This is a genomic window from Halorussus litoreus (genome assembly GCF_003382685.1).
Lineage (GTDB): Archaea > Halobacteriota > Halobacteria > Halobacteriales > Haladaptataceae > Halorussus > Halorussus litoreus.
Genome location: NZ_KZ859512.1, coordinates 49,084 through 68,915, shown reverse-complemented (window position 1 = coordinate 68,915; position 19,832 = coordinate 49,084). Strand labels below are relative to the sequence as shown.

The 19,832-nt window shown below is 67.1% G+C and carries 17 protein-coding genes; 9 read left to right on the top strand and 8 right to left on the bottom strand.

What is annotated here, in order from left to right:
* Positions 1 to 241 precede the first annotated feature (241 nt).
* The gene (locus tag DPQ64_RS06110; RefSeq protein WP_115863470.1) at positions 242 to 1,054 is read left to right on the top strand and encodes an NAD+ synthase; all 813 of its coding nucleotides are present in this window, start codon (positions 242 to 244) and stop codon (positions 1,052 to 1,054) included.
* A gap of 48 nt (positions 1,055 to 1,102) precedes the next feature.
* Here the strand turns inward: DPQ64_RS06110 and DPQ64_RS06105 are convergent, their stop codons facing one another.
* Positions 1,103 to 1,723 (bottom strand): hypothetical protein, encoded by a 621-nt coding sequence (locus DPQ64_RS06105; RefSeq protein ID WP_115863469.1) that lies wholly within the window; start codon positions 1,721 to 1,723, stop codon positions 1,103 to 1,105.
* Positions 1,724 to 1,872: 149 nt separating this feature from the next.
* Between DPQ64_RS06105 and DPQ64_RS06100 the strand changes: the two genes are divergently transcribed.
* A complete protein-coding gene (locus DPQ64_RS06100; protein WP_115863468.1) occupies positions 1,873 to 2,997 on the top strand; it encodes a site-2 protease family protein in 1,125 nt (374 codons plus the stop codon).
* 135 nt (positions 2,998 to 3,132) lie between these two features.
* Here DPQ64_RS06100 and DPQ64_RS06095 read toward each other — a convergent pair whose 3' ends face one another.
* The 6 genes from DPQ64_RS06095 to thiL all read right to left on the bottom strand — a co-directional run bounded on the left by DPQ64_RS06095 (position 3,133) and on the right by thiL (position 9,181).
* Positions 3,133 to 3,867, bottom strand: a complete 735-nt coding sequence (locus DPQ64_RS06095; protein ID WP_115863467.1) for an ABC transporter ATP-binding protein — start codon at positions 3,865 to 3,867, stop codon at positions 3,133 to 3,135.
* Positions 3,867 to 4,685 (bottom strand): ABC transporter ATP-binding protein, encoded by an 819-nt coding sequence (locus DPQ64_RS06090; protein ID WP_115863466.1) that lies wholly within the window; start codon positions 4,683 to 4,685, stop codon positions 3,867 to 3,869. Before DPQ64_RS06090 ends, DPQ64_RS06095 begins: the two co-directional genes overlap by 1 nt.
* A 3-nt stretch (positions 4,686 to 4,688) precedes the next feature.
* Entirely contained in the window at positions 4,689 to 5,732 is a 1,044-nt protein-coding gene (locus tag DPQ64_RS06085) for a branched-chain amino acid ABC transporter permease (RefSeq protein WP_115863465.1), read from the bottom strand.
* Positions 5,732 to 6,613 carry a branched-chain amino acid ABC transporter permease gene (locus DPQ64_RS06080; protein WP_115863464.1) on the bottom strand — a complete coding sequence of 294 codons (882 nt, stop codon included), beginning with the start codon at positions 6,611 to 6,613 and terminating at the stop codon, positions 5,732 to 5,734. Before DPQ64_RS06080 ends, DPQ64_RS06085 begins: the two co-directional genes overlap by 1 nt.
* A gap of 18 nt (positions 6,614 to 6,631) precedes the next feature.
* Positions 6,632 to 8,002 (bottom strand): substrate-binding domain-containing protein, encoded by a 1,371-nt coding sequence (locus tag DPQ64_RS06075; protein ID WP_115863463.1) that lies wholly within the window; start codon positions 8,000 to 8,002, stop codon positions 6,632 to 6,634.
* Between the two features lie 252 nt (positions 8,003 to 8,254).
* A complete protein-coding gene (gene thiL / locus DPQ64_RS06070; protein WP_115863462.1) occupies positions 8,255 to 9,181 on the bottom strand; it encodes a thiamine-phosphate kinase in 927 nt (308 codons plus the stop codon).
* 115 nt (positions 9,182 to 9,296) lie between these two features.
* Here thiL and pyrH point away from each other — a divergent pair, with 115 nt between their 5' ends.
* The 4 genes from pyrH (at position 9,297) to DPQ64_RS06050 (ending at position 14,438) form a co-directional block, all read left to right on the top strand.
* Positions 9,297 to 10,022 carry a UMP kinase gene (pyrH, locus tag DPQ64_RS06065; protein WP_115863461.1) on the top strand — a complete coding sequence of 242 codons (726 nt, stop codon included), beginning with the start codon at positions 9,297 to 9,299 and terminating at the stop codon, positions 10,020 to 10,022.
* Entirely contained in the window at positions 10,019 to 11,872 is a 1,854-nt protein-coding gene (gene lysS, locus DPQ64_RS06060; RefSeq protein ID WP_394338831.1) for a lysine--tRNA ligase, read from the top strand. Before pyrH ends, lysS begins: the two co-directional genes overlap by 4 nt.
* Positions 11,873 to 12,127: 255 nt before the next feature.
* On the top strand, positions 12,128 to 12,601 hold the full coding sequence (locus DPQ64_RS06055) for a hypothetical protein (protein ID WP_115863460.1): 474 nt from the start codon (positions 12,128 to 12,130) through the stop codon (positions 12,599 to 12,601).
* Positions 12,602 to 12,653: 52 nt separating this feature from the next.
* Positions 12,654 to 14,438, top strand: a complete 1,785-nt coding sequence (locus tag DPQ64_RS06050) for a site-2 protease family protein (protein ID WP_115863459.1) — start codon at positions 12,654 to 12,656, stop codon at positions 14,436 to 14,438.
* A 277-nt stretch (positions 14,439 to 14,715) separates the two neighbouring features.
* Here the strand turns inward: DPQ64_RS06050 and DPQ64_RS06045 are convergent, their stop codons facing one another.
* Positions 14,716 to 15,243, bottom strand: coding sequence for a PadR family transcriptional regulator (locus DPQ64_RS06045; protein WP_115863458.1), 528 nt, complete (start codon positions 15,241 to 15,243; stop codon positions 14,716 to 14,718).
* Between the two features lie 173 nt (positions 15,244 to 15,416).
* Here DPQ64_RS06045 and DPQ64_RS06040 point away from each other — a divergent pair, with 173 nt between their 5' ends.
* The 3 genes from DPQ64_RS06040 to DPQ64_RS06030 all read left to right on the top strand — a co-directional run bounded on the left by DPQ64_RS06040 (position 15,417) and on the right by DPQ64_RS06030 (position 19,729).
* Positions 15,417 to 16,940, top strand: a complete 1,524-nt coding sequence (locus tag DPQ64_RS06040) for a heme-binding protein (protein ID WP_115863457.1) — start codon at positions 15,417 to 15,419, stop codon at positions 16,938 to 16,940.
* Positions 16,941 to 17,090: 150 nt separating this feature from the next.
* On the top strand, positions 17,091 to 17,996 hold the full coding sequence (locus DPQ64_RS06035; RefSeq protein WP_115863456.1) for an acyltransferase: 906 nt from the start codon (positions 17,091 to 17,093) through the stop codon (positions 17,994 to 17,996).
* Between the two features lie 776 nt (positions 17,997 to 18,772).
* On the top strand, positions 18,773 to 19,729 hold the full coding sequence (locus DPQ64_RS06030; protein WP_115863455.1) for an AEC family transporter: 957 nt from the start codon (positions 18,773 to 18,775) through the stop codon (positions 19,727 to 19,729).
* Positions 19,730 to 19,832: the final 103 nt, after the last annotated feature.

Here is a 19,832-nt window from a genome sequence, read left to right as displayed (position 1 = left end):
TCGCTTCGCTCGGCAAGACACCGGCGCATTGCGCTCACTGCGTTCGCTTATGCGCCGAGGCTCGCAAATCCTTCGGATTTGCTCACCACCGGCGCACTGCGCTTGCGTCCTTCGTTTCCGCCCCGTCGCACTTCAACGTAGCGCTTCAACCCGGCCCTTCCCCGCACGTAGACCTGCCCATTCGTCCAGAAATTGCGGCCTGCCACACGGCTTTTTGTCACCGCCGACCCTACGCTCGTCCATGATAGACCTTCGATTCTCGGAGTCGGAACTCGAAGCCCGCCGGAACCACATCGTCGAGTTCATCGCTGACACCGCCGCAGACGCCGGAACCGAGCAGGCGGTGCTCGGGCTCTCGGGCGGCATCGACAGCTCGCTCACGGCCCACCTCGCGGTCGACGCGCTCGGCGAGGAGAACCTTCACGGACTGGTCATGCCCGGCGAGGTGAGCCGCGACGACAACATGAGCGACGCCGAGTGGGTCGCACAGGAACTGGAGATCCCCTACGACGTGCTGGAGATCAACCCCATCGTCGACGAGTTCCTCGACGCCGTTCCCGAGGCCGAGGACGACCGGATGGCGGTCGGCAACGCGAGAGCGCGCACGCGAGGCGTCCTGAACTACCTCGTCGCGAACCACGAGGGGTCGATGGTGCTCGGGACGGGCAACCGGAGCGAGGCGCTGGTCGGCTACTTCACCAAGTACGGCGACGGCGCGGTCGACTGTCACCCCATCGGCAACCTGTACAAACAGCAGGTCCGCCAGTTAGCGACCCACGTCGGCGTCCCGCAGGAGATCGTCGACAAGCCCCCGACCGCCGGACTCTGGGCTGGCCAAACCGACGAGGAAGAGCTCGGCCTGGGCTACGACCTGCTCGACGCCATCCTCGCGCTCCACGTCGACGGCCCGCTGTCGGTGGCCGCGACGGCCCGCAGCGTTGACGAGGCGTCCGACGAAGACGTGACCGAGGAAACGGTCCGGCGCGTCCGCGAGCTGTACGAGCGCAGCGAGCACAAACGACAGGTCCCGGCGTCGCCCGAGCCGCTGGACTGAGTCGCTCGCTCGGCTGAGTCGCTCGCTCTCAGCCCGAACCACACTCTCCTATCCCGATTCGTTCGCCACGATGCGGACGTGGTCGCCCTTCTGCAGGACGTACGAGGCGGGGTCGACCGACTCGCCGTTCACCTCGACGATCGCCCGCTCGCCAGAGTCGTCGCCGTAGGTCGTGCCGTCGTAGGTCACCGTCTCGTCGGTCACCTCGATGTCGAGCGTTCCCATCGCGTACGCGAGCGTCACGTCCTGTGCATGGCCGTGCCAATGGGTTCCGTTGCCGTTCTCGAAGTGGAACGCGTTGTTCCCGGTGTTCCGAACCTGGAATCGAGGCTGGCTGAAGTCGATCTGTTGGCCGCCGATGGAGACATCTATCGTCCCGTGGTAGTGGACCGACCCGATCGCGGAGGGGCCGTCGCCCCCGCCACCCGGCCCACCGCTGGCTCCGCCACCGGAGAAAAAGAGTACGTACGCCAGCAGCCCCACGAGCGCGAGCGCGCCCACCGCAGCCGCGTACGCGACGACGCCACCGCCACCCTCGTCGCCGAGTCCCGCGACCCGGCGCTGCTCTATCGGTCCGAGGTCGTCGCCGTGCTCGTCCCGGAGGTGGCGGAGGTACGCCTCCTCGTCGCCGAACTCCGCGTCGCAGTGGTCGCAGTTCTCGACGCTCATGGCCCGAACGCTCCCGTTCCCATGGTCAGGGGTAGGATTGTGAGCTTTTCAGTCTTTGGCTCGTGGGGGCGATTTTCGACACCTCCCGCCACGCCGTGCCGTCGCTCCGTCCGGGGGTTTATCAACTATCGCGCCGTATGCCGTGGTGAATGGGTTCGAGCGACCCGCCCGCCGACGGTCCGTCGCTGGAGCGACTCGCCGCCGTGTTCCGCGTGTACGAGGCCCGCCGCGAGGGTGACCGACTCCTCTACTACGGCGAGCCGCTAGTGGCTCGCGACCGGCTCATGGAGACCACGTGGCCGCTGTTCCGCGAGCGCGGCTACGAGGTCCAGCTCACCACCGACACCGGCGAGTACGTCCTCGTGGCCGAGCCCGCCGACACCGGCATCGACGGCATTCCGTGGACGAACGTCGCGCTGTTCGTCCTCACGATACTCTCGACGCTGTGGGCCGGCGCGTCGTGGTACCACGTCGACCTCGTCGAGAACCCGATGGGAGTGCTCGAAGCGTGGCCGTTCATGGCCGCCGTGGTCGGCGTGCTGCTCACCCACGAGTTGGGCCACTACGTGATGACGCGGTACCACGACGTGAACGCCTCGCTACCGTACTTCATCCCGCTCCCGCTCAGCATCATCGGGACGATGGGCGCTGTCATCCGGATGAAGGGCCAGATGCCCGACCGGAAGGCGCTGTTCGACATCGGCGTCGCGGGGCCGCTCGCGGGTCTCGTCGCCACCGTCGTCGTGACCGCCATCGGGCTGTCGCTACCGCCCGAGACGGTGCCCCAGAGCCTCGTGAACAACCCCAACGCGATCCAACTGGAGTTCGGCTACCCGCCGCTGCTGGAACTCATCGCGTGGGCGCTGGGCGAGCAGACCACCTACGGGCCGGGCCAGTCGGTCAGCCCGGTGGTCATCGGCGGCTGGGTCGGCATGTTCGTCACGTTCCTCAACCTCATCCCCGTCGGCCAGCTCGACGGCGGCCACATCCTCCGGGCGATGTTCGGCGAGCAGCAAGAGCGCATCGCCGCGCTCGTCCCGGTCGCGCTGTTCGGCCTCGCAGCGTACGTCTTCTACGTGGAGAACGTCTCGAACGCCTCCATCCTCTGGGCGTTCTGGGGCCTGCTGGCGACCTACGTCGCGTACGTCGGCCCAGCCGACCCCATCGACGAGGCGGGCCTCGACCCCCGCCGGAAAGCGGTGGGCGTCCTCACGTTCGCCCTCGGCGTCCTCTGTTTCACGCCGGTTCCCATCGAGATTCTGGCCGGCGCGTGAGCGTGGTCGGAGAACGTTTCTCTGGAGCGTGATTTTTCAACCGGCAGGAAACGACCGCGATCGCGGGTCGCGGACTGCGACCCGCGGTCGCGGTCGTTTTTCGCGGTTATCGGGGTCGACTTCCGGGGCCGACCCCTACTTCCCGAGGTAGAGGTCCCGAACTCGCTCGGAGTCCCGGATGGTGTCGGCGTCGGCCTCGAACTTGTTCTCGCCCATGTCGAGGGCGTACGCGCGGTCGGTCACTTCGAGCGCGGCCTTCACGTTCTGTTCGACCATCAGCACCGCGGTGCCGGCCTGCCGAATCGTGTCGACGTGCTCGAACGCCCGCTCGATGAGCTGTGGCGCGAGCCCCGCCGACGGTTCGTCGATGAGCAGTAGGTCCGGGTCCGGCATGAGCGCCCGCGCCATCGCGAGCATCTGGCGCTCGCCGCCCGACAGCGTCGAGGCGTCCTGACTCCGGCGCTCGCCGAGCTTCGGAAACAGGTCGAACATCGTCTCGCGGCGCTCCTCGGGGTCGGCCGCGTGGATGGACCCGATGTCGAGGTTCTCCCCGACGGTCAGGTTCGGGAACACGTTCTCTGTCTGCGGGACGTACGCCACCCCGTTGGGCACCATCTCGTTCGAGGTGAGCGTCGAGAAGTCCTGCCCGTCCATCTCGATGGTGCCGTCCCAGAGCGGGAGCTGTTTGAACAGCGCCCGCATCAGCGTCGACTTTCCGGCACCGTTCGGGCCGAACAGCAACACGATCTCGTCGGCCTGAACGTCTACGTCCACGCCGTACAGCACCTGCAGGTCGCCGTAGCCCGTCTCGATGCCGCGCGCGGAGAACAGCGCGTCGTCGAACCGGCGGATAGTCCCGATGTCGGCCATCAGTCGTACCCCCCGAGATACGCTTCGACCACGCGCTCGTCTTCCTGCACGATCTCCGGCGGTCCGGACGCCAGCGTCTGGCCGTTGTGCATCACGACGACTCTGTCACAGTTCTCCATCACTACGTCCATGTCGTGTTCGATGAACAGTATCGTCCGCCCGCGGTCGTTCAGTTCGCGCAGTCGCGCCAGCAGGTCGTCCGTGAGCGACGGGTTGACGCCCGCCACCGGCTCGTCGAGCAGGATGATCTCGGGGTCGAGCATCAGCACGCGGCCCAGTTCGAGCAGCTTGCGCTGGCCGCCCGAGAGCCCGCTGGCGTAGTCGTCGGCCAGATGGTCGAGTTCGAGGAAGTCGAGCGTCTCGTCGACCCGCTCCTGGACCGCCGCCTCCTCCTCGCGGACGGTTCCGGGCCGAAGCAGCGCGCCGAGCGCCCGCTCGCCCGTCTGGTTCTTCGCGGCGAACGCCATGTTCTCGCGGACGGTCATCCCGCGGAACGTCTCGGGCGTCTGGAACGTCCGACCGAGTCCCCGCCGGGAGATCTCCGTGGGCGAGCGCCCCTGGATGGGCTCGCCGTCGAGTCGGATCTCGCCGTCGTCGGGCTGGTAGACGCCACCGATGCAGTTGAACAGCGTCGACTTCCCCGCGCCGTTCGGGCCGATGAGGCCCGTGATCGAGGCCTCCTCGACGCCGAACGAGACGCCATCGACCGCGACGAGGCCGCCGAACGACTTCACGATCCCGTCGACTTCGAGGAGGTCCTGTGAGTCGTCGGTTCCGTTGCCGGCCGGAGAGTCCTCGGTTGGTGAGTTTCCGGTCATCGGTCAGTCCTCCTCCCCCAGCGCGTCGATTTCGGCTGGGTCGCCGAACAGTCCTTCCGGCCGGTACCTGACGACGAGCACGAACAGGATGCCGATGACCACGAAGCGCATACTCGGGATGAACGAGGGGTTGTTCGGCAGCGGACCGAACAGCGCGGGCAAGATCCCGCTCAGCACCTCCGGGAGCACCGACTGGATCCAGTTGTACAGCGTCGTGATGAACCGCGTCGACTCCTCGAACGCCACCACGAGGAACGCGCCGGCGACCGCGCCCGTGTTCGAGGCCGCGCCGCCGAGCAGCATCGCGGCCCAGACGGTGAACGTCACGTGGGGGACGAACTGCGCGGTCACCACGCTCCCGAGGTAGTGGGCGTAGATACCGCCGGCCAGCCCGGCGATCATGCCGCCGATGACGAACGACTTGAGTTTCACCACGTTGGCGTCCTTGCCGAGCGTCTTGGCGGCGGGCTCGCTCTCGCGGACGCCCTTCAGCAGTCGACCGAACGGGGCGTCCATCAACCGCGTCAGCACGAGGTACGTGCCGGCCAGGGTGGCCACGGCGAAGCCGAGATACGCGAGCTGCCACGCGTCGGCCGATAGCATCGCTCTGGCGGGTTTCGGGACGCTGTTCATCCCGAACGACCCGTTGGTCAGCCACGCCTCGTTGACCAGCACGTCGCTGAACACGCCCGCGAGGGCGAACGTCGCGATGGCGAGGTAGTGGGTGCCGAGCCTGACGCTGGTCAGTCCGATGAGGAAGGCCAACAGCCCGCCGACGACGGCCGCGGCCGCGAGGCTGACCGGGAACCCGAACGGCATCGGGAGGTTGAACCAGATCTCGTAGCTCGCGTTCGTGACCGTCGACGGCGGCGGCATCGTCACGATGGCCGAGGTGTACGCGCCCGCGGCGAAGAAGGCCACGTGCCCGAAGTTCAACAGCCCGGTGTAGCCGTAGTGGACGTTCAGTCCGAGCGTGAGCAGCCCGTAGATGCAGCCGATGGTCGCGATGGTGACGAGGAAGGACAGTCCACCGCTCAGCAGCGCCATCAGAACTCACCCCCTCTGATGCCTTCGGGCCTGACGAGGAGTACCCCGACGAGGATGAGGAAGGCGTACGCTCGCGTGTAGTTCGCCGACAGGTACGTCGAGCCGAAGTTCATCGCGAGCCCGATGAACAGGGCACCGAGCATCGCGCCGTACGGCCGCCCGATACCGCCGAGCAGCGTCGCCGCGAAGATGACGATGAGGTACTCGAACCCGACCACCGGCCGGAACGGCGAGAACAGCACCGCGTACAGCACGCCCGACAGCGCGCCGGCGGCCGCCGAGATGAACCACGTCTGTCGGACGACGTTCGTGGTGTCGATGCCGGCGACCTCGGCCAGCGACCGGTTGCCGCTGGTCGCGCGCATCCGCTTGCCGAGCATCGTCCGCTGGAGCAGCAGGTGGATGGCCAGCATCGTCACGACACCGACGACGATGACCCCCAGCTCCAGATCCGTGAGCCGGACGAGCCCGAAGTAGTCCTGTCGGCGCATCAGCGGGACCGGCAGCTGCTTCGCCGAGACGCCGACCCAGCCCTGCAACATGTTCCGCAGGATGAACGAGACGCCAATCGAGGTGATGAGCAGGGGGAGCGCGCCCCGCTGGGAGATGGGTTCGAAGAAGACGCGGGACACCGCCACGCCGAGCAGGCCGACGAGGACGATGGCGACGACGGCCGCGACCGGCAGCGGGAGCGACGACCCGAACAGTCCGGCCGCGAGAAACACCGTCAGGTACGCGCCGTACGTCAGGAACTCGCCGTACGCGAAGTTGATGAATCGCGTGACGCCGTACGACAGCGTCAGTCCGACCGCGCCGACCGCGATGACACTCCCTTCTATCAGACCGAACACGACCGTCTGCAAGAGGTTGTCAAGAACCATTCTGGGGGAGAAGGGGCCTTACAGTGCCTCTGGCGGCAGTCGAGCTGCCTCGGTCCACGTGCCGTCCTGGGCCTTCTTGATGGAGAAGGGCGCGACGATGTCGCCGTTCTCGTCGAAGTTGATGGGACCGACCAGCCCCTCGTAGTCGACGTCGGTTCCGCCGTCGATGGCTTCGGCCCCTTGGGTGTAACCGGTGACCGTCTCCTCCGGCGGTTTCGCGACCGTGGGGATGGCCGAGGCGATGTTCGCTCCGATCAGGTCGTCACCGTCCGCGGCGACCTGCTTCAGCGCGAGGCCCATGACGTTCATCGCGTCGTACGTGTTCGTGGCGAACGTCTTCGAGCCCTCGTCCCAGCCAGCGTACTCCGTGATGCGCTGGAAGAACTCCTCGAGGCGCCCGGCCTCCTCCGCCGCCTGGTACGTGGCGGCGTTCAGCCCGAGCATACCGTTCGTGACCTGATTCTCGCTCTGGGAGAGGAAGTCCTGGTTGGTCTGGTCCTGCGTGGCGAACCAGTTGCCCTCGTAGCCAGCCTGGAACCCGGCTTCCGTGATCTTGACGCTGTCCTCGGCCGACATGATGAGCACCGTAATCTCGGGGTCCGAGTCCATCATCTGCTGGACCTCGGACGTGTACGAGGCCTTGCCGGTCCGGACGTCCATCGCGGTCGTGACGGTGCCGCCGAACTCCTCGAACGACGAGCGGACCGGCTCCTTGAACGACTGGAACACCTCCTTGTTCCCGACCATGAGCGCCATCCGCTCGTAGTCCTGGATGGAGTTGTACTGCTGGTCGCGGGCCGCTCTCGCGATGGCGCGACCGCCGAGCGAGTCCGACGACACGGTCCGGAACACGTAGTCGCCGCCGCGCGTGTCGAGCGAGGTCGTGCCCGCCGTCGGCGTCACGACCGGCACCTCGTTCTCCACCAGCGTGTCGATGACCGCCGACATCGTGATGCTCGTCGGCCCGATGACCCCCTGCACGTTCTCGATATTGACGAGTCGGTTGACCGCCGACACCGCCGCGTCCGGCGACGCCTCGGTGTCGGCCTGCACGACGTTGACGTTCCGGCCGTCGATGCCGCCCTGTCCGTTTATCTCCTCGGCGATCATGTTCACGACCGGCAGGACGTTCGCGCCGACCCACGCGTAGTCGCCCGAGAACGGCAGCGGAACGCCGATGTTTATCGCTTCCCCCCCGCCGCCGCTACTCTCGGTCGTCGTCGAGTCGTCACCGCCCGAGTCGGCCTCGGTCGTCTCGCTCTCGGTGGTCTCCCCTTCGTCAGTCGTGTCTTGGTTGCCGTCACCGTCGCCCCCGGTACACCCGGCCAACATCGTTACGGCCGCTAACCCACCCGTACGCTTCAGAAATCGACGCCGATTGTGTGACATACGCAAGCACCTTCTCCCCCATAATAAATATGGCTTTGGGTACTTAAAACCGTTAATAGGATTATTCCTTATCTACAGAAAAGCTAAAATCCTGTAACTATTCAGAGTAAATTTCTTATGTTATGTCATCCCGGAGGTGTGGAAATATCCTCGGGTCTGGGATTCGCGGTCGTCGGGACGAAAGCGTTGCTCCGCCGGTCTGGAACCCGAAATCGATCTGCCAGCCGAAAATCCGTTACTCGAACGTCCGGCCTACTCTCCGCCGTGGGTGAATCCGCGGTCCGCCAGCGGCTCGCCTTCCATTTCGACGCCGGAGTCGGTGACTTTGCCGACCGCAGAGATGGGCGTCGGCGAGGCCTCGCGCACGGCAGGGAGGTCCTCGTCCGCGACGGTGAACACGAGTTCGAAGTCTTCGCCGAAGAAGACGGCGAGTTCCCGCAGGTCGGCGTCGCGTTCCCCGTCAGCGTCGCCCTCCGCCGCGACCTCCGCATCGGCGTCGCCCTCGACTACGTCCCTCACCGCGTCGTCGACCGGCAGGGCGTCGAACTCGACCGAAAAGCCACAGTCGCTGGCCTCGGCGAGCTGGTGGAGCGACCGCGCGAGGCCGTCGCTGGAGTCCATCATCGCCGTGGCGTGAGGTGCGACCGCTCGCCCGGCCGCGACCCGGGGCTCGAACCGAAACAGGTCGTTGGCGCGCTCGATTTTTCCGTCTTCGAACAGCCGGAGCGCCGCGCCCGTGCGCCCGAGCGTGCCGGTGACGCAGACCGCTTCGCCGGGGCTCGCGCCCGACCGGAGCACGGGGTCGTCGGTCCTACCGAGCGCGGTCGTCGCGGCGGTGAACTCCCGGCTCTCGTCGAGGTCGCCGCCGACGTACTCCGCGTCGACCGCCTCGCAGGCGTCGCTCGCGCCCGCGACGAACTCCGAGAGGTCCGCGGGATCGAACTCGGGCGCGGCGTACACCGCGACCGCAGCGGTGGCCTCCGCACCCATCGCGGCCACGTCCGACAGCGACGCGCCGACCGACCGCCAGCCCGCGGTGTACCGGGTGGTCCCCGCGGGGAAGTCGGTGGTCTCGTGGAGCATGTCGGTCGTCAGTACCTGTCCGTCCACCACCGCCGCGTCGTCGCCCGCCGCGGGGAGGTCGTCGGCAAGCATCGCCAGTGCCGCCCGCTCGTCCATGCTCCGTCGTTGACGGGCGGGGGTGAAAGGGCTGTGGTCCGCGGTAGTGGTCGAACACCACGGCTCCGGACAGTTGGCAATCCTTAAGGCCGCTTCCCGGTTACTCGGCCACAGAATGAAAGTAGTCGTCTCCATCGGCGGGAGCGTACTCGCGCCCGACCTCGGCTCCGAGCGAGTCAGCGCCCACGCCGACGTGATCGAGGACCTCGCCGCCGAAGGCTGCACCGTCGGAGCCGTCGTCGGGGGCGGCGGCGTCGCCCGGGAGTACATCGCCAGCGCGCGCGACCTCGGCGCGAACGAGATCGAACTCGACGACATCGGCATCGACGTGACGCGGCTCAACGCCCGGCTGCTCATCGCGGCGCTCTCCGAGCAGGCCGCGCCCAGCCCGCCGGAGGACTACGAGTCCGCCGGGGCCGCCATGCACCGGGGCGACATCGCGGTGATGGGCGGCGTGACCCCCGGCCAGACCACCGACGCCGTGAGCGCGGCGCTGGCCGAGTACACGAACGCCGACCTGCTCGTGTACGCCACCAGCGTCGACGGCGTGTACAGCGACGACCCCAACGAGAACCCCGACGCCCAGAAGTACGACGAGCTCAACGGGGGCGAACTCGTGGACGTCATCGCCGACCTGGAGATGAACGCCGGGAGTTCCGCGCCGGTTGACATCCTCGCCGCCAAGCTCATCCAGCGGTCGGGCGTGCGCACCATCGTCCTCGACGGCACCGAGCCCGAGCGCATCGCCGACGCGGTCCGGTACGGCGACCACGCCGGCACCGACGTCGTTCCGGACGGTGCGACCGACCAGATGACCTACTGGGCGGAAGACGAACGATGAGCGACGACGCGGAGCGGGACCGACAGGAGCGCGAGATGCACCCCGACGACGACCCGTACGTCCTCCAGGGACGCCAACCCCACCCGTTCTGGGCCGAATCGGTCGCCGAGAAGATCTTGGAGCGAGTCGAGGGCGACGCCGACCGCGACAGCTCCGACCCAATCGTAATCAAGGGCGGCATCTCGCCCTCGGGCGTCCCGCACCTCGGCAACATGAACGAGATCGTGCGGGGCTACTTCGTCGCCGAGGCCCTGCGCGACCGGGGCCACGAGGTCCGGCAGGTGTTCACCGCCGACGACCGCGACCCGCTCCGGGGCCTCCCGCGAAAGCTCGCGGATCTGGACGGCAACGTCGTCGGTCTCGGCGAAGTCGACGCCGGGGCGCTCGGGCGCAACCTCGGCAAGCCGTACACCGCGATTCCGGACCCGTTCGGCTGCTGTGACTCGTACGGCGAGCACTTCTCGAACCTCATCGAGCGGAGCGCCGAACTGCTCGGCATCCCGGTCGAGATGGTCTCGAACACCGAACTCTACGAGTCCGGCGAGTTCGAGGACGTAACTCGCTACCTGCTCGAAAACCGGGAGAATGCGCGGGAGGTCCTCTCGCACTATCAGGACAAGGTCGACGCCGAGTACGTGCCGTTCAATCCCATCTGCGAGGACTGTGGCAAGATCACCGAGACCGTAACGGCAGTGAACCTCGGCGAGACTCCAGAAGAGACCACCGTCGAGTACACCTGCACCGACATGGAGGCGGGCGACCAGACAATCGAGGGCTGCGGCCACGAGGGGACGGCCACCCTCCGCGAGGGCAAGCTACCGTGGCGCTTCGAGTGGCCCGCCCAGTGGCAGGTGCTCGGCGTCGACCACGAGCCGTTCGGCAAGGATCACGCCGAGGGCTCGTGGCCCAGCGGGGCCGACGTGGCCCGGAACGTCCTCGAGGTCGAGCCGCCAGTCCCGATGGCCTACGAGTGGTTCACGCTCGACGGCGAGCCGTTCTCCTCGTCGTCGGGCCACGTAATCATGGTCCAGGACGCACTGGAGATGCTCGACCCCGAGGTCCTCCGGTACTTCTTCACCAAGGACCCGAGCAAGTCCCGGGACTTCAGCGTCGAACACCTCGACCAGCTCGCCGACGAATTCGACGGCTTCGAACGCGACTACTACGACGAGGACGCCGACGAGGGGACCGCAGAGATCGCGGACGCCGCCTACCCGCCGGTCGCCCGGCCGACCGTGGCCGCGCTGTTCGACGAGGACGGCGAACCCGTTGCGGACCGCGAGCCGGCGAATCGCCCGGTCGAACCCGCGAGCCGCCCGGTCGTCGGCGACGGCCAGCGCGCGCAGGCGAACGAACTCGTCGACGGGCAGTTCCGCGAGCGGGTCCGCCTGCCGTACACGTTCGCCGCCGTGCTCGGGATGACCGACGACCCCGCGCTCCGCGAGGAGATCGTCCGCCGGGAGGGCCACGTGCCCGAAGGCGCGCCCGAGTGGGCGGTCGCGTACGCCCTCGACCGCGTCGAGGGCGCTCAGGAGTGGGCGCGCCGGACCGGCAACGAGTTCGACTACGAGCTCAAGCGCGCAGAGATACCCGACGGCGCAGCGGACCTCGACCCCGAGATCGAGGCCGCGCTCGACGAACTCGCGGACTTCGTGGCGACCCACGACGACCCCGACGAGATCCAGGGCGAGATCTACGAGACTGCCAAGCGCCACGACGTCGACGTCGGCGAGTTCTTCGCGGTCGGCTATCGACTCTTCTTCGACGACGACCAGGGACCGAAGCTCGGGCCGTTCCTCGCGAAGCTCGACGAGGAGTTCGTGGAAGCGCGGCTCCGCCGCGAAAAGTAGCGCGGCTTCGCCGCGGGGAACGAAGCGCGGCCTTGCCGCGGGGAACAGAGCGCGGACCTGCCGCGGGGAACAAAGCGGGGCTTCGCCGCGGGGAATAGAGCGCGGCTTCGTCATGAGGGATAACGGTTGGCTTTTCCCGAGGGATAACCGCCCCCTACGGCATTTTCAGGGCCAGCATAACAAAGTGTCTCCGGGCCGTCGGTCCATCCGAGAGTCGGGCGGCGGTTCTCGTCGCGCGACCAGAGGAGACTTACGATGGCAATAATCGAACTCAATCTCGAGAAACCCGCGCTCAAGCGGGTCGAATCGGGCGGGAAACGAGAATCGCAGTCCGGCATGGGAACCGAGTCGTCGAGCCACCACTCCGAGATGGAGACGGGGGCGTTCGGCACGGAGACGGACACCTCCAGCGTGGGGACGAGCACGTCCGGCGTGGGAACGAGCAGTGTGGAGTCGACCGGTGAGTCCGCGATGGACGACTATCAGTCCGAGGCAGACTCCGACCAGTCCGGCGGCAAGAGCCGCTTCCGGAAGTACGGTCGCCGGATGGTCCTGCTCGGCGGCACCGCCGCGGGCGTGGCCGCCGCGCGCAAGCTCCGACAGCGCCGGAAGGCCGGCTCCGAGCAGCAGGAGATCGACGACGAGTGGCAGACTGCGGACACCTCGACCTCGACAGGGACGGGAACGGGGAGTTCGTCGATGGACCCCTCCGAATCGACGAATCGGTGACGGTTCGGGCGTTCCCAAACGCATTTGAGCGGCGCGTCCCTTCTTTCGGGCGATGAACACGCTCGCGTGGATAGTCGCCGGCATCGGGCTCTACTGGTTCGCCGTGCTCTACCTCGACTCGAAGAGCCTGTTGCCAGACTTCGTCAGCACGCAGGGGCCGATCCTGACGATTCACACCCAGCGCGGGAAGGCGTTCCTCGACTGGCTCGCCGGTCCCAAGCGGCTGTGGCGCGCGTGGGGCAACTTCGGGCTGGGCGTCGCGCTGGTCGTCATGGTCGGCACGTTCCTTCTGCTGGTCGTGCAGGCGATACTCGTGGTGCAGAACCCGCCAGCGCCCACCGCCGCGACCGAGCCACAGAACGTCCTCGTGATTCCCGGCGTCAACCAGTTCCTCCCGCCCTCGGTCGCGCCCGAGATCCTGTTCGGCCTGCTGGTCGGCCTCGTGGTCCACGAGGGCGGCCACGGCCTGATGTCCCGGGTCGAGGACATCGAGATCAAGTCGATGGGGCTCGTCGCGCTCGCCATCCTGCCCATCGGCGCGTTCGTGGAACCCGACGAGGAGAGCCGCGGGGCGGCCGACCGCGGGGCCCAGAGCCGGATGTTCGCAGCGGGCGTCACCAACAACTTCGCGGTGACGGTCGTGACCTTCCTCCTGCTGTTCGGCCCGGTCGTCGGCTCCATCGCGGTCACTCCCGGCGCGGCGGTGGGCGGGTCGTTCGCCGACTCGGCGGCCGAGGCGGCCGACATCGGACAGGGCGACCGCATCGTCGCGGTCGACGACCAGCGGATCGAGAGCAACACGGACCTCGACGAAACGCTGTCGGGCATCGAGGGCCGGACGGTGACGGTTACGCTCGCCAGCGGCCGGGAGGCCCAACTCGAACGCTCGCTGCTGGTTACGGGCGCTCACCCCGACTCCCCGTTCGAGTCGGCAATCTCGGTGAAGCCCGACGACACCACGACCATCGCGTCGGTCAACGGCACGGCTGTCCACACCGAAGCCGAGTTCCGCGACGCGGTGGCCGACCGACCGGTGGCGACGCTCCGGACCGCCGACGGCGAGTCGGCCACCGGCGCGGTGGGCGCGCTGGCGACCGTCGCGCCCGACAGCCCTGCGGCCGAGGCGTTCCCAGCCGACGAGACGCTGGTCGTCACCGCAATCGGCGACCAGCGCGTCCTCGACCGGTCGGAACTCACCGACGCGCTCTCGGCCAACGCGGGCGAGACGGTGTCGGTGACCGCCTACGTCGGCGGGGAGCGTCGGACCGCCTCGGTCACGCTCTCGAACGGCGACGGCGGCATCAGCAGCGCTTCGTCGGGCATCAGCGGGCTGTCGACCAGCGAGTTCGGCATCAAGGCCTACCCGGCCGGGGCGTTCCTCGAACTGCTCGGCGGCGGGTTCGGCGGCTTCCTGCTCGAGAACGACAGCCCCGTGGTCTCGTTCCTCTCGGGCGTGTTCGGCGTCCTCCTGCTCCCGTTCGCCAGCATCTCGCTCGGCGCGGGGTTCGACTTCGCGGGGTTCGTCGGCACCAACGCCGCCTTCTACACCGCGACGGGCGGGCCGCTCTCGTTCCTCGGCGAGTGGGGGCTGTTCGTGCTGGCGAACGTGCTGTTCTGGACCGGCTGGGTCAACCTCAACCTCGGCTTCTTCAACTGCATCCCAGCGTTCCCCCTCGACGGCGGGCACATCCTCCGGGCGAGCACGGAGGCGGTCGTCTCGCGGCTCCCGACGAACCAGAGCCGGCAGTTGGCGACGATGGTCACGACGACCATCGGGCTGGTGATGCTCGTAAGCCTCGTCCTGATGGTGTTCGGGCCGCAGTTGCTGTCGGGGTAGTCAGGATTCGACGAGAATCACCTCATCGCTGGCGCGGGCGGACCGACGCCACGCCTCGAACTCGTCATCGCGCAACTCACGGAACTGTTCTTTGAACTGTCTCCCCTACTCGTCGTAGTCGTCGAGTCGCCTGAAATGTCGCTGTTCGTTGCGCTTTCGATACACGAAGTGAACGACGAGAACCTCTCGCTGCCCCTCACGACACCACGTCGCAAAAGCGCGCAGTTTAGCACCTCGATGGTTGATTTGGCGAACGTTCGGACGACCTGCGCCCGCTCTACTCGTCCTCGTCGTCGTCCAGTCCCATCCGCTCGGCGAACTCCTCGGGCGTGTCCGAAATGCGCTCGAAGTCACCGAAGTCCCGCTCGTAGTGGCGGATGAGCTGTTCGACGATCCACGCGTTGAAGTCGTCGTCGAAGCGCCACTCGTCGGCCCGGTCCTCGACCTGAAACCGCTCGTCGGTGGCGAACGCCGCGAAGACGTGGTAGAAGCCCAAGATGACGTCCGCGAAGTCTCGCGCCTTCCCGCCGGTCTCCTCGCGCTTCTCGGCCAACTCGTCGCGCCCCGAGTCGGTCAACTCGAAGTACTTCCGGTCGGGTTCGTCCTCGCGCTCGATGCGCTCGGCCCAGCCTTTCTCCTCGAACTTGTAGAGGATAGGGTACACCGAGCCGTAGGAGGGCTCCCAGTGGCCGCCGCTGATCGAGCGGATCTCCTTGAGGATCTCGTAGCCGTACCGTGGTTTCTCGTCCAACAGTTCCAGCACGAGATACGCGATGAGTCCTTTCGGCGGACCACTTTTCCGCATTGACAGGACGTTGCTACCGGCATTTTGAAAGGCTTTCGGTCGGAGAAACCGTCGAATTCGAGGGATAAGACCCACGAACTCAGTCGTCGAAGCCGGGCGAGCGGCTCGCGAAACGGACGCGCAGGCGTCGCCGACTCAAAAACCTATTACCGCCGCGCGCCCCAGTTGTCGGTATGACCAGGGAACCCCCGGCGACCAACGAGGGCTGGTACGCGCTGCACGACTTCCGGACAGTCGACTGGGACGCGTGGCGGGCCGCGCCCGAACGCGTTCGCGAGCGGGCGCTCGACGAGGGCGTCTCGTTCCTGCGCGACCGCGTGGACGTGACCGACGCCGAGGAGGGCTCGTCGGCCGTGTTCACGATCATGGGCCACAAGGCCGACCTGCTCGTGCTCCACTTCCGGCCGACGATGGCCGACCTCGACACCGCCGAGCGCGCGTTCGAGGACACCGCGTTCGCCGAGTACACCGACCAATCGAACTCCTACGTCTCCGTGACCGAGGTCGGTGGCTACACCAACGAGGAGATGACCAAGGAGCCGTCCGAAATCGAGGACACCGGGCTCGCGCGCTACGCCGAGAGCAAGCTCTACCCCGACGTTCCGGACGCGGAGTTCGTCTGCTTCTATCCGATGGACAAGCGCCGCGCGCCCGGCGAGAACTGGTACGACCTGCCGTTCGACGAGCGCGCAGAGATGATGGACACCCACGGCGAGATCGGCAAGACGTACGCCGGACAGGTCTCGCAGGTCATCAGCGGCTCCATCGGCTTCGACGACTACGAGTGGGGCGTCGACCTGTTCAGCAACGACGCGACGGACATCAAGGACCTGCTGTACGAACTCCGGTTCGACGAGAGCAGTTCGAAGTACGCCGAGTTCGGCCCGTTCTACTTCGGCCGGCAGTTCCCGCCGGAGGACCTGCCACAGTTCATGGCCGGCGAAGCGGTGCCGGCGGAAGGTGAGGCGAGCGACGACGGCGGGTCGGGCCACCCCCACGGCGAGTCCGAGAGTCACCACGGGCACGGCGAGGGTGACGGACACCACCACGGCGGGGACGGCGACCACCACGGCGGCGACGAGTCGTCGTCCGCGGACGACGAGGGGAGCATCCGCGGCGAACTCGAAGACCTCGACATCTACGCGGGCCAGCCTCACGGCGAGGATGTGTACGCGATGGTGCTATACTCGGAGGCCGACCCGGACGAGCTGTTCGAAGAGGTGACCGGCCTGCGCAAGAACTTCGACCACTACGACACGCACGTCAAGACTGCGGTGTACGAAACTCGGGAGGAAGTGAGCGACAACGACCGCTCGGCGGTCGTGAGCATCTGGGACACCCAGAGCGCGGCCGACACCGCCGGCGGGTTCCTCGCGGACCTGCCGGGCATCGTCGGTCGTGCTGGTGAAGAGAGCGGCTTCGGCACGATGGGGATGTTCTACACCACCAAGCCCGACAAGCGCGAGGACTTCGTGGCGAAGTTCGAGACGGTCGGCGGCCTGCTCGCGGACATGGACGGCCACCTCGACACCGACCTGCTGGCGAACCGCGAGGACGAGAACGACATGTTCATCGCGAGCCAGTGGGAGTCGAAAGACGACGCCATGTCCTTCTTCCGGAGCGACGCCTTCTCGGACACGGTGGACTGGGGCCGCGACGTGCTGGCGGACCGGCCGCGCCACGTCTTCCTCGCCTGAAACTCGCGACCAGTTTTCTTCGGGCCGTCTACTCCGACCACTTGGAATCGACTCCTCGGCCACCGAAAAGTACCGACCCGTAGCGCCGCAACCAAAACCCCCATCAAGTCAGCCTATCAAGGTAGAGTAAGTGACCACGGAGGACTCTACATGACCAAACGACACGTAACCCTCCCCGAGGAGATGGAGGACTCGCTCGAGGAGTTCATCACCGAGGTCGACGACCGACTCCGAGGCGAGGAGGACACCTGCGACGTCGTCGAGGAGGTGCTGGTCGACCTCCACGGCGACCGCGACGCCTACGAGCGCTGGCAGGACGGCGAACGCGTCTCGCCCGCTGAACGGGTGCGACTCCAGAGCTACGACCCGTGCAACGCGACCCTCGAAAGCGAGTACTACGCCGAGAAGGACGAGGAGACGTTCCGCGAGTCCAAGCACCTCCAGTGGCTCTGGCGGCAGTTCGACGCCACGCCGATGGCCGACAACGTGACGTTCGCACTCCGCTTTCGGCGGATGCTCGCCGACCACCTGTTCGAGGAGTGTGGCGACGACTGCCGGTTCTTCAAGGGTATCTCCTTTACCTACGGCCACAACGTCACCGTCGGCGACAACGTCGTGGTCCACGACGACGTGCATCTGGACGACCGCGGGAAGCTGACCATCGGCGACCGGGTGTCCATCTCGGACTCGGCGCACGTGTACACCCACGACCACGACGTGGTCGACCAGACCGAGGTGACCAACTACCACACCATCGTCGAGGACGACGCCCGCATCACCTTCGACTCGATGGTCCGGGCGGGCGTGCGCATCGGCGAGAACGCCATCGTCGGCGCGAAGTCCATCGTCCAGCGCGACGTGCCGGCCCACCACGTCGCGGTCGGCCAGCCAGCGAAAAGTGTGAAGATCAAGCCCGGCTGGGAGGACGTAGCCGAGCCGGTCGACGCCGACGTGGAGACGCCGAAAGAGGAGCGGCGCATCGAGAGCGAGATCCCGGCCGATCTGGACGTGTACGACGAGTTCCAGCGCGATCTGACGCCGCCGGGCGAGGAGTGAGATTTTGGAGTTCTCGACGTCGCGATTGAGTTGGTTGACCAGTTGTTTCTCGACAGCACAATTTTCGATTAGGCGCGCGCGAGCAACGCGCGCGAGGTCTGGGCGAGTGGAACGAGCGCAGGCTCGTCGGAGCGTGCTCCGACGGTGGACGAGTGAGCGAAGCGAACGAGGAGGCTGGGGAGGTGTGAGGCTGCGGCGACTCATGTGCCTCGGCAATAGCTAGCTCTACTCTCTTCAACGGAAAAGTCTGCAATCGCGGAGCTAGCTACTGCTTGAGCCTCGGCGTAACCGCAACCGCGACCGCACAGCACGGGCCTCGGACCTTCCCAGCCTCCTGCGCTTCTCGGCCTTCGGCCTGCGATGTCTGCGGGCGACCCCCGAGTCGCCCGCACGGCACGCGAGGCGCACTGGGCCTCGCCATGCTCGTCCCTCGCGCGCTTGGCGCGGCGCATGAGAGCGCCGTCAGCGCACGCGCTGACGACCCTCGCCTCGTTTCACTCGTCGAGACGCCGTGGGCGCACAGCTCCCACGAGCCTCGGCTCGCGACGCTCGCCGAGACGCCGCGCAGCGCGCGCCGAGCCGGAGAAATCACCGCAGCGAATCCCGGCTGAAATCCCACCTATTCGTCACGAGGGCGGCGAGGAGTTCGCTGGTTCACGACTCGTCTTCATCGAGAGCAAGAACTGCTACAGATTCCAACACGTAGAGCCGGATGTTACCCCCACACATGGCCGCATCCGTCACATTTGTAACGGCCACCCGCGAGGGGGACAAGCGTGTCGCTCCTCTCAGCGCTCGGGACGGCCATCCTGCCGGTGCTGTCGGTAGCAGCGGTGGGCTTCCTGCTGGGGAAGACCAAGGACGTCGCCATGGAGCCGCTGAGCACCGTCACCATCTACGTGCTGACGCCCGCGCTCATCGTCCACAGCCTCGCCACGTCGTCGATGTCGGGCGGGCTGGCCGCGCGGGTCATACTCGGCGTAGTCGCCTTCTCGCTCGTCATGATCGTGATCGCGGAGATCGCCGGGCGGCTGATCGGCGAGAGCGAGCCGCTGCTGGGCGCGATGGTGCTCTCGTCGGCGTTCTCGAACGCTGGCAACTACGGCATCCCGCTGGCGGCGTTCGCGTTCGGCGCGACGGGGCGCTCGACCGCCGTGCTGTTCATCGCGGCCCAGTCGGTCATGATGTACACCGTCGGCGTGTTCATCGCCTCCCGCGGGACCGAGACCTCGACCGGCAGCGCGGTCATGGAGGTGTTCCGCCTCCCGCTCGTCTACGCCGTCATCGCCGCGTGGGCGGCCCGCTGGCTCGGCGTCGTCCCCGCTTCGGACACCGCCGCGATGGAGACGCTCCAGCTCGTCGGCGACTCGGCCATCCCGGTGATGCTCCTGATGCTCGGCATCCAGCTGGCCAACACCCAGCACAGTTCGAGCTTCTCGCGGACCGGCGTCGCGAACGGCATCAAGCTGTTCGTCGCGCCCGTGGTCGGCGTCGGCGTCGCGATGGCGTTCGGCCTGACCGCCGACACCGACGTGGCACGGGTGTTCGTGCTGGAGTGTGCGACCCCCGTCGCGATCACCCCGCTGCTGCTCGCCATCGAGTACGACACCGGCGAGAGCGAGGGGCTGTCCGCGCCGGAGTACGTCAGCACGTCGATATTCGTCACGACCGTCGGCAGCGTCGTGACGCTGACTGCCCTGATCGCGATTCTGAAGGCCGGCGTTGTGATTTGAGGAGGAACGTTGGTCGAGTTCCGACTGTTGGTCTTGAGGTCGAGTTCCGACTGTTGTGATAAACTCAGCGCGCGCGAGCAACGCGCGCGAGGGACGAGGACCG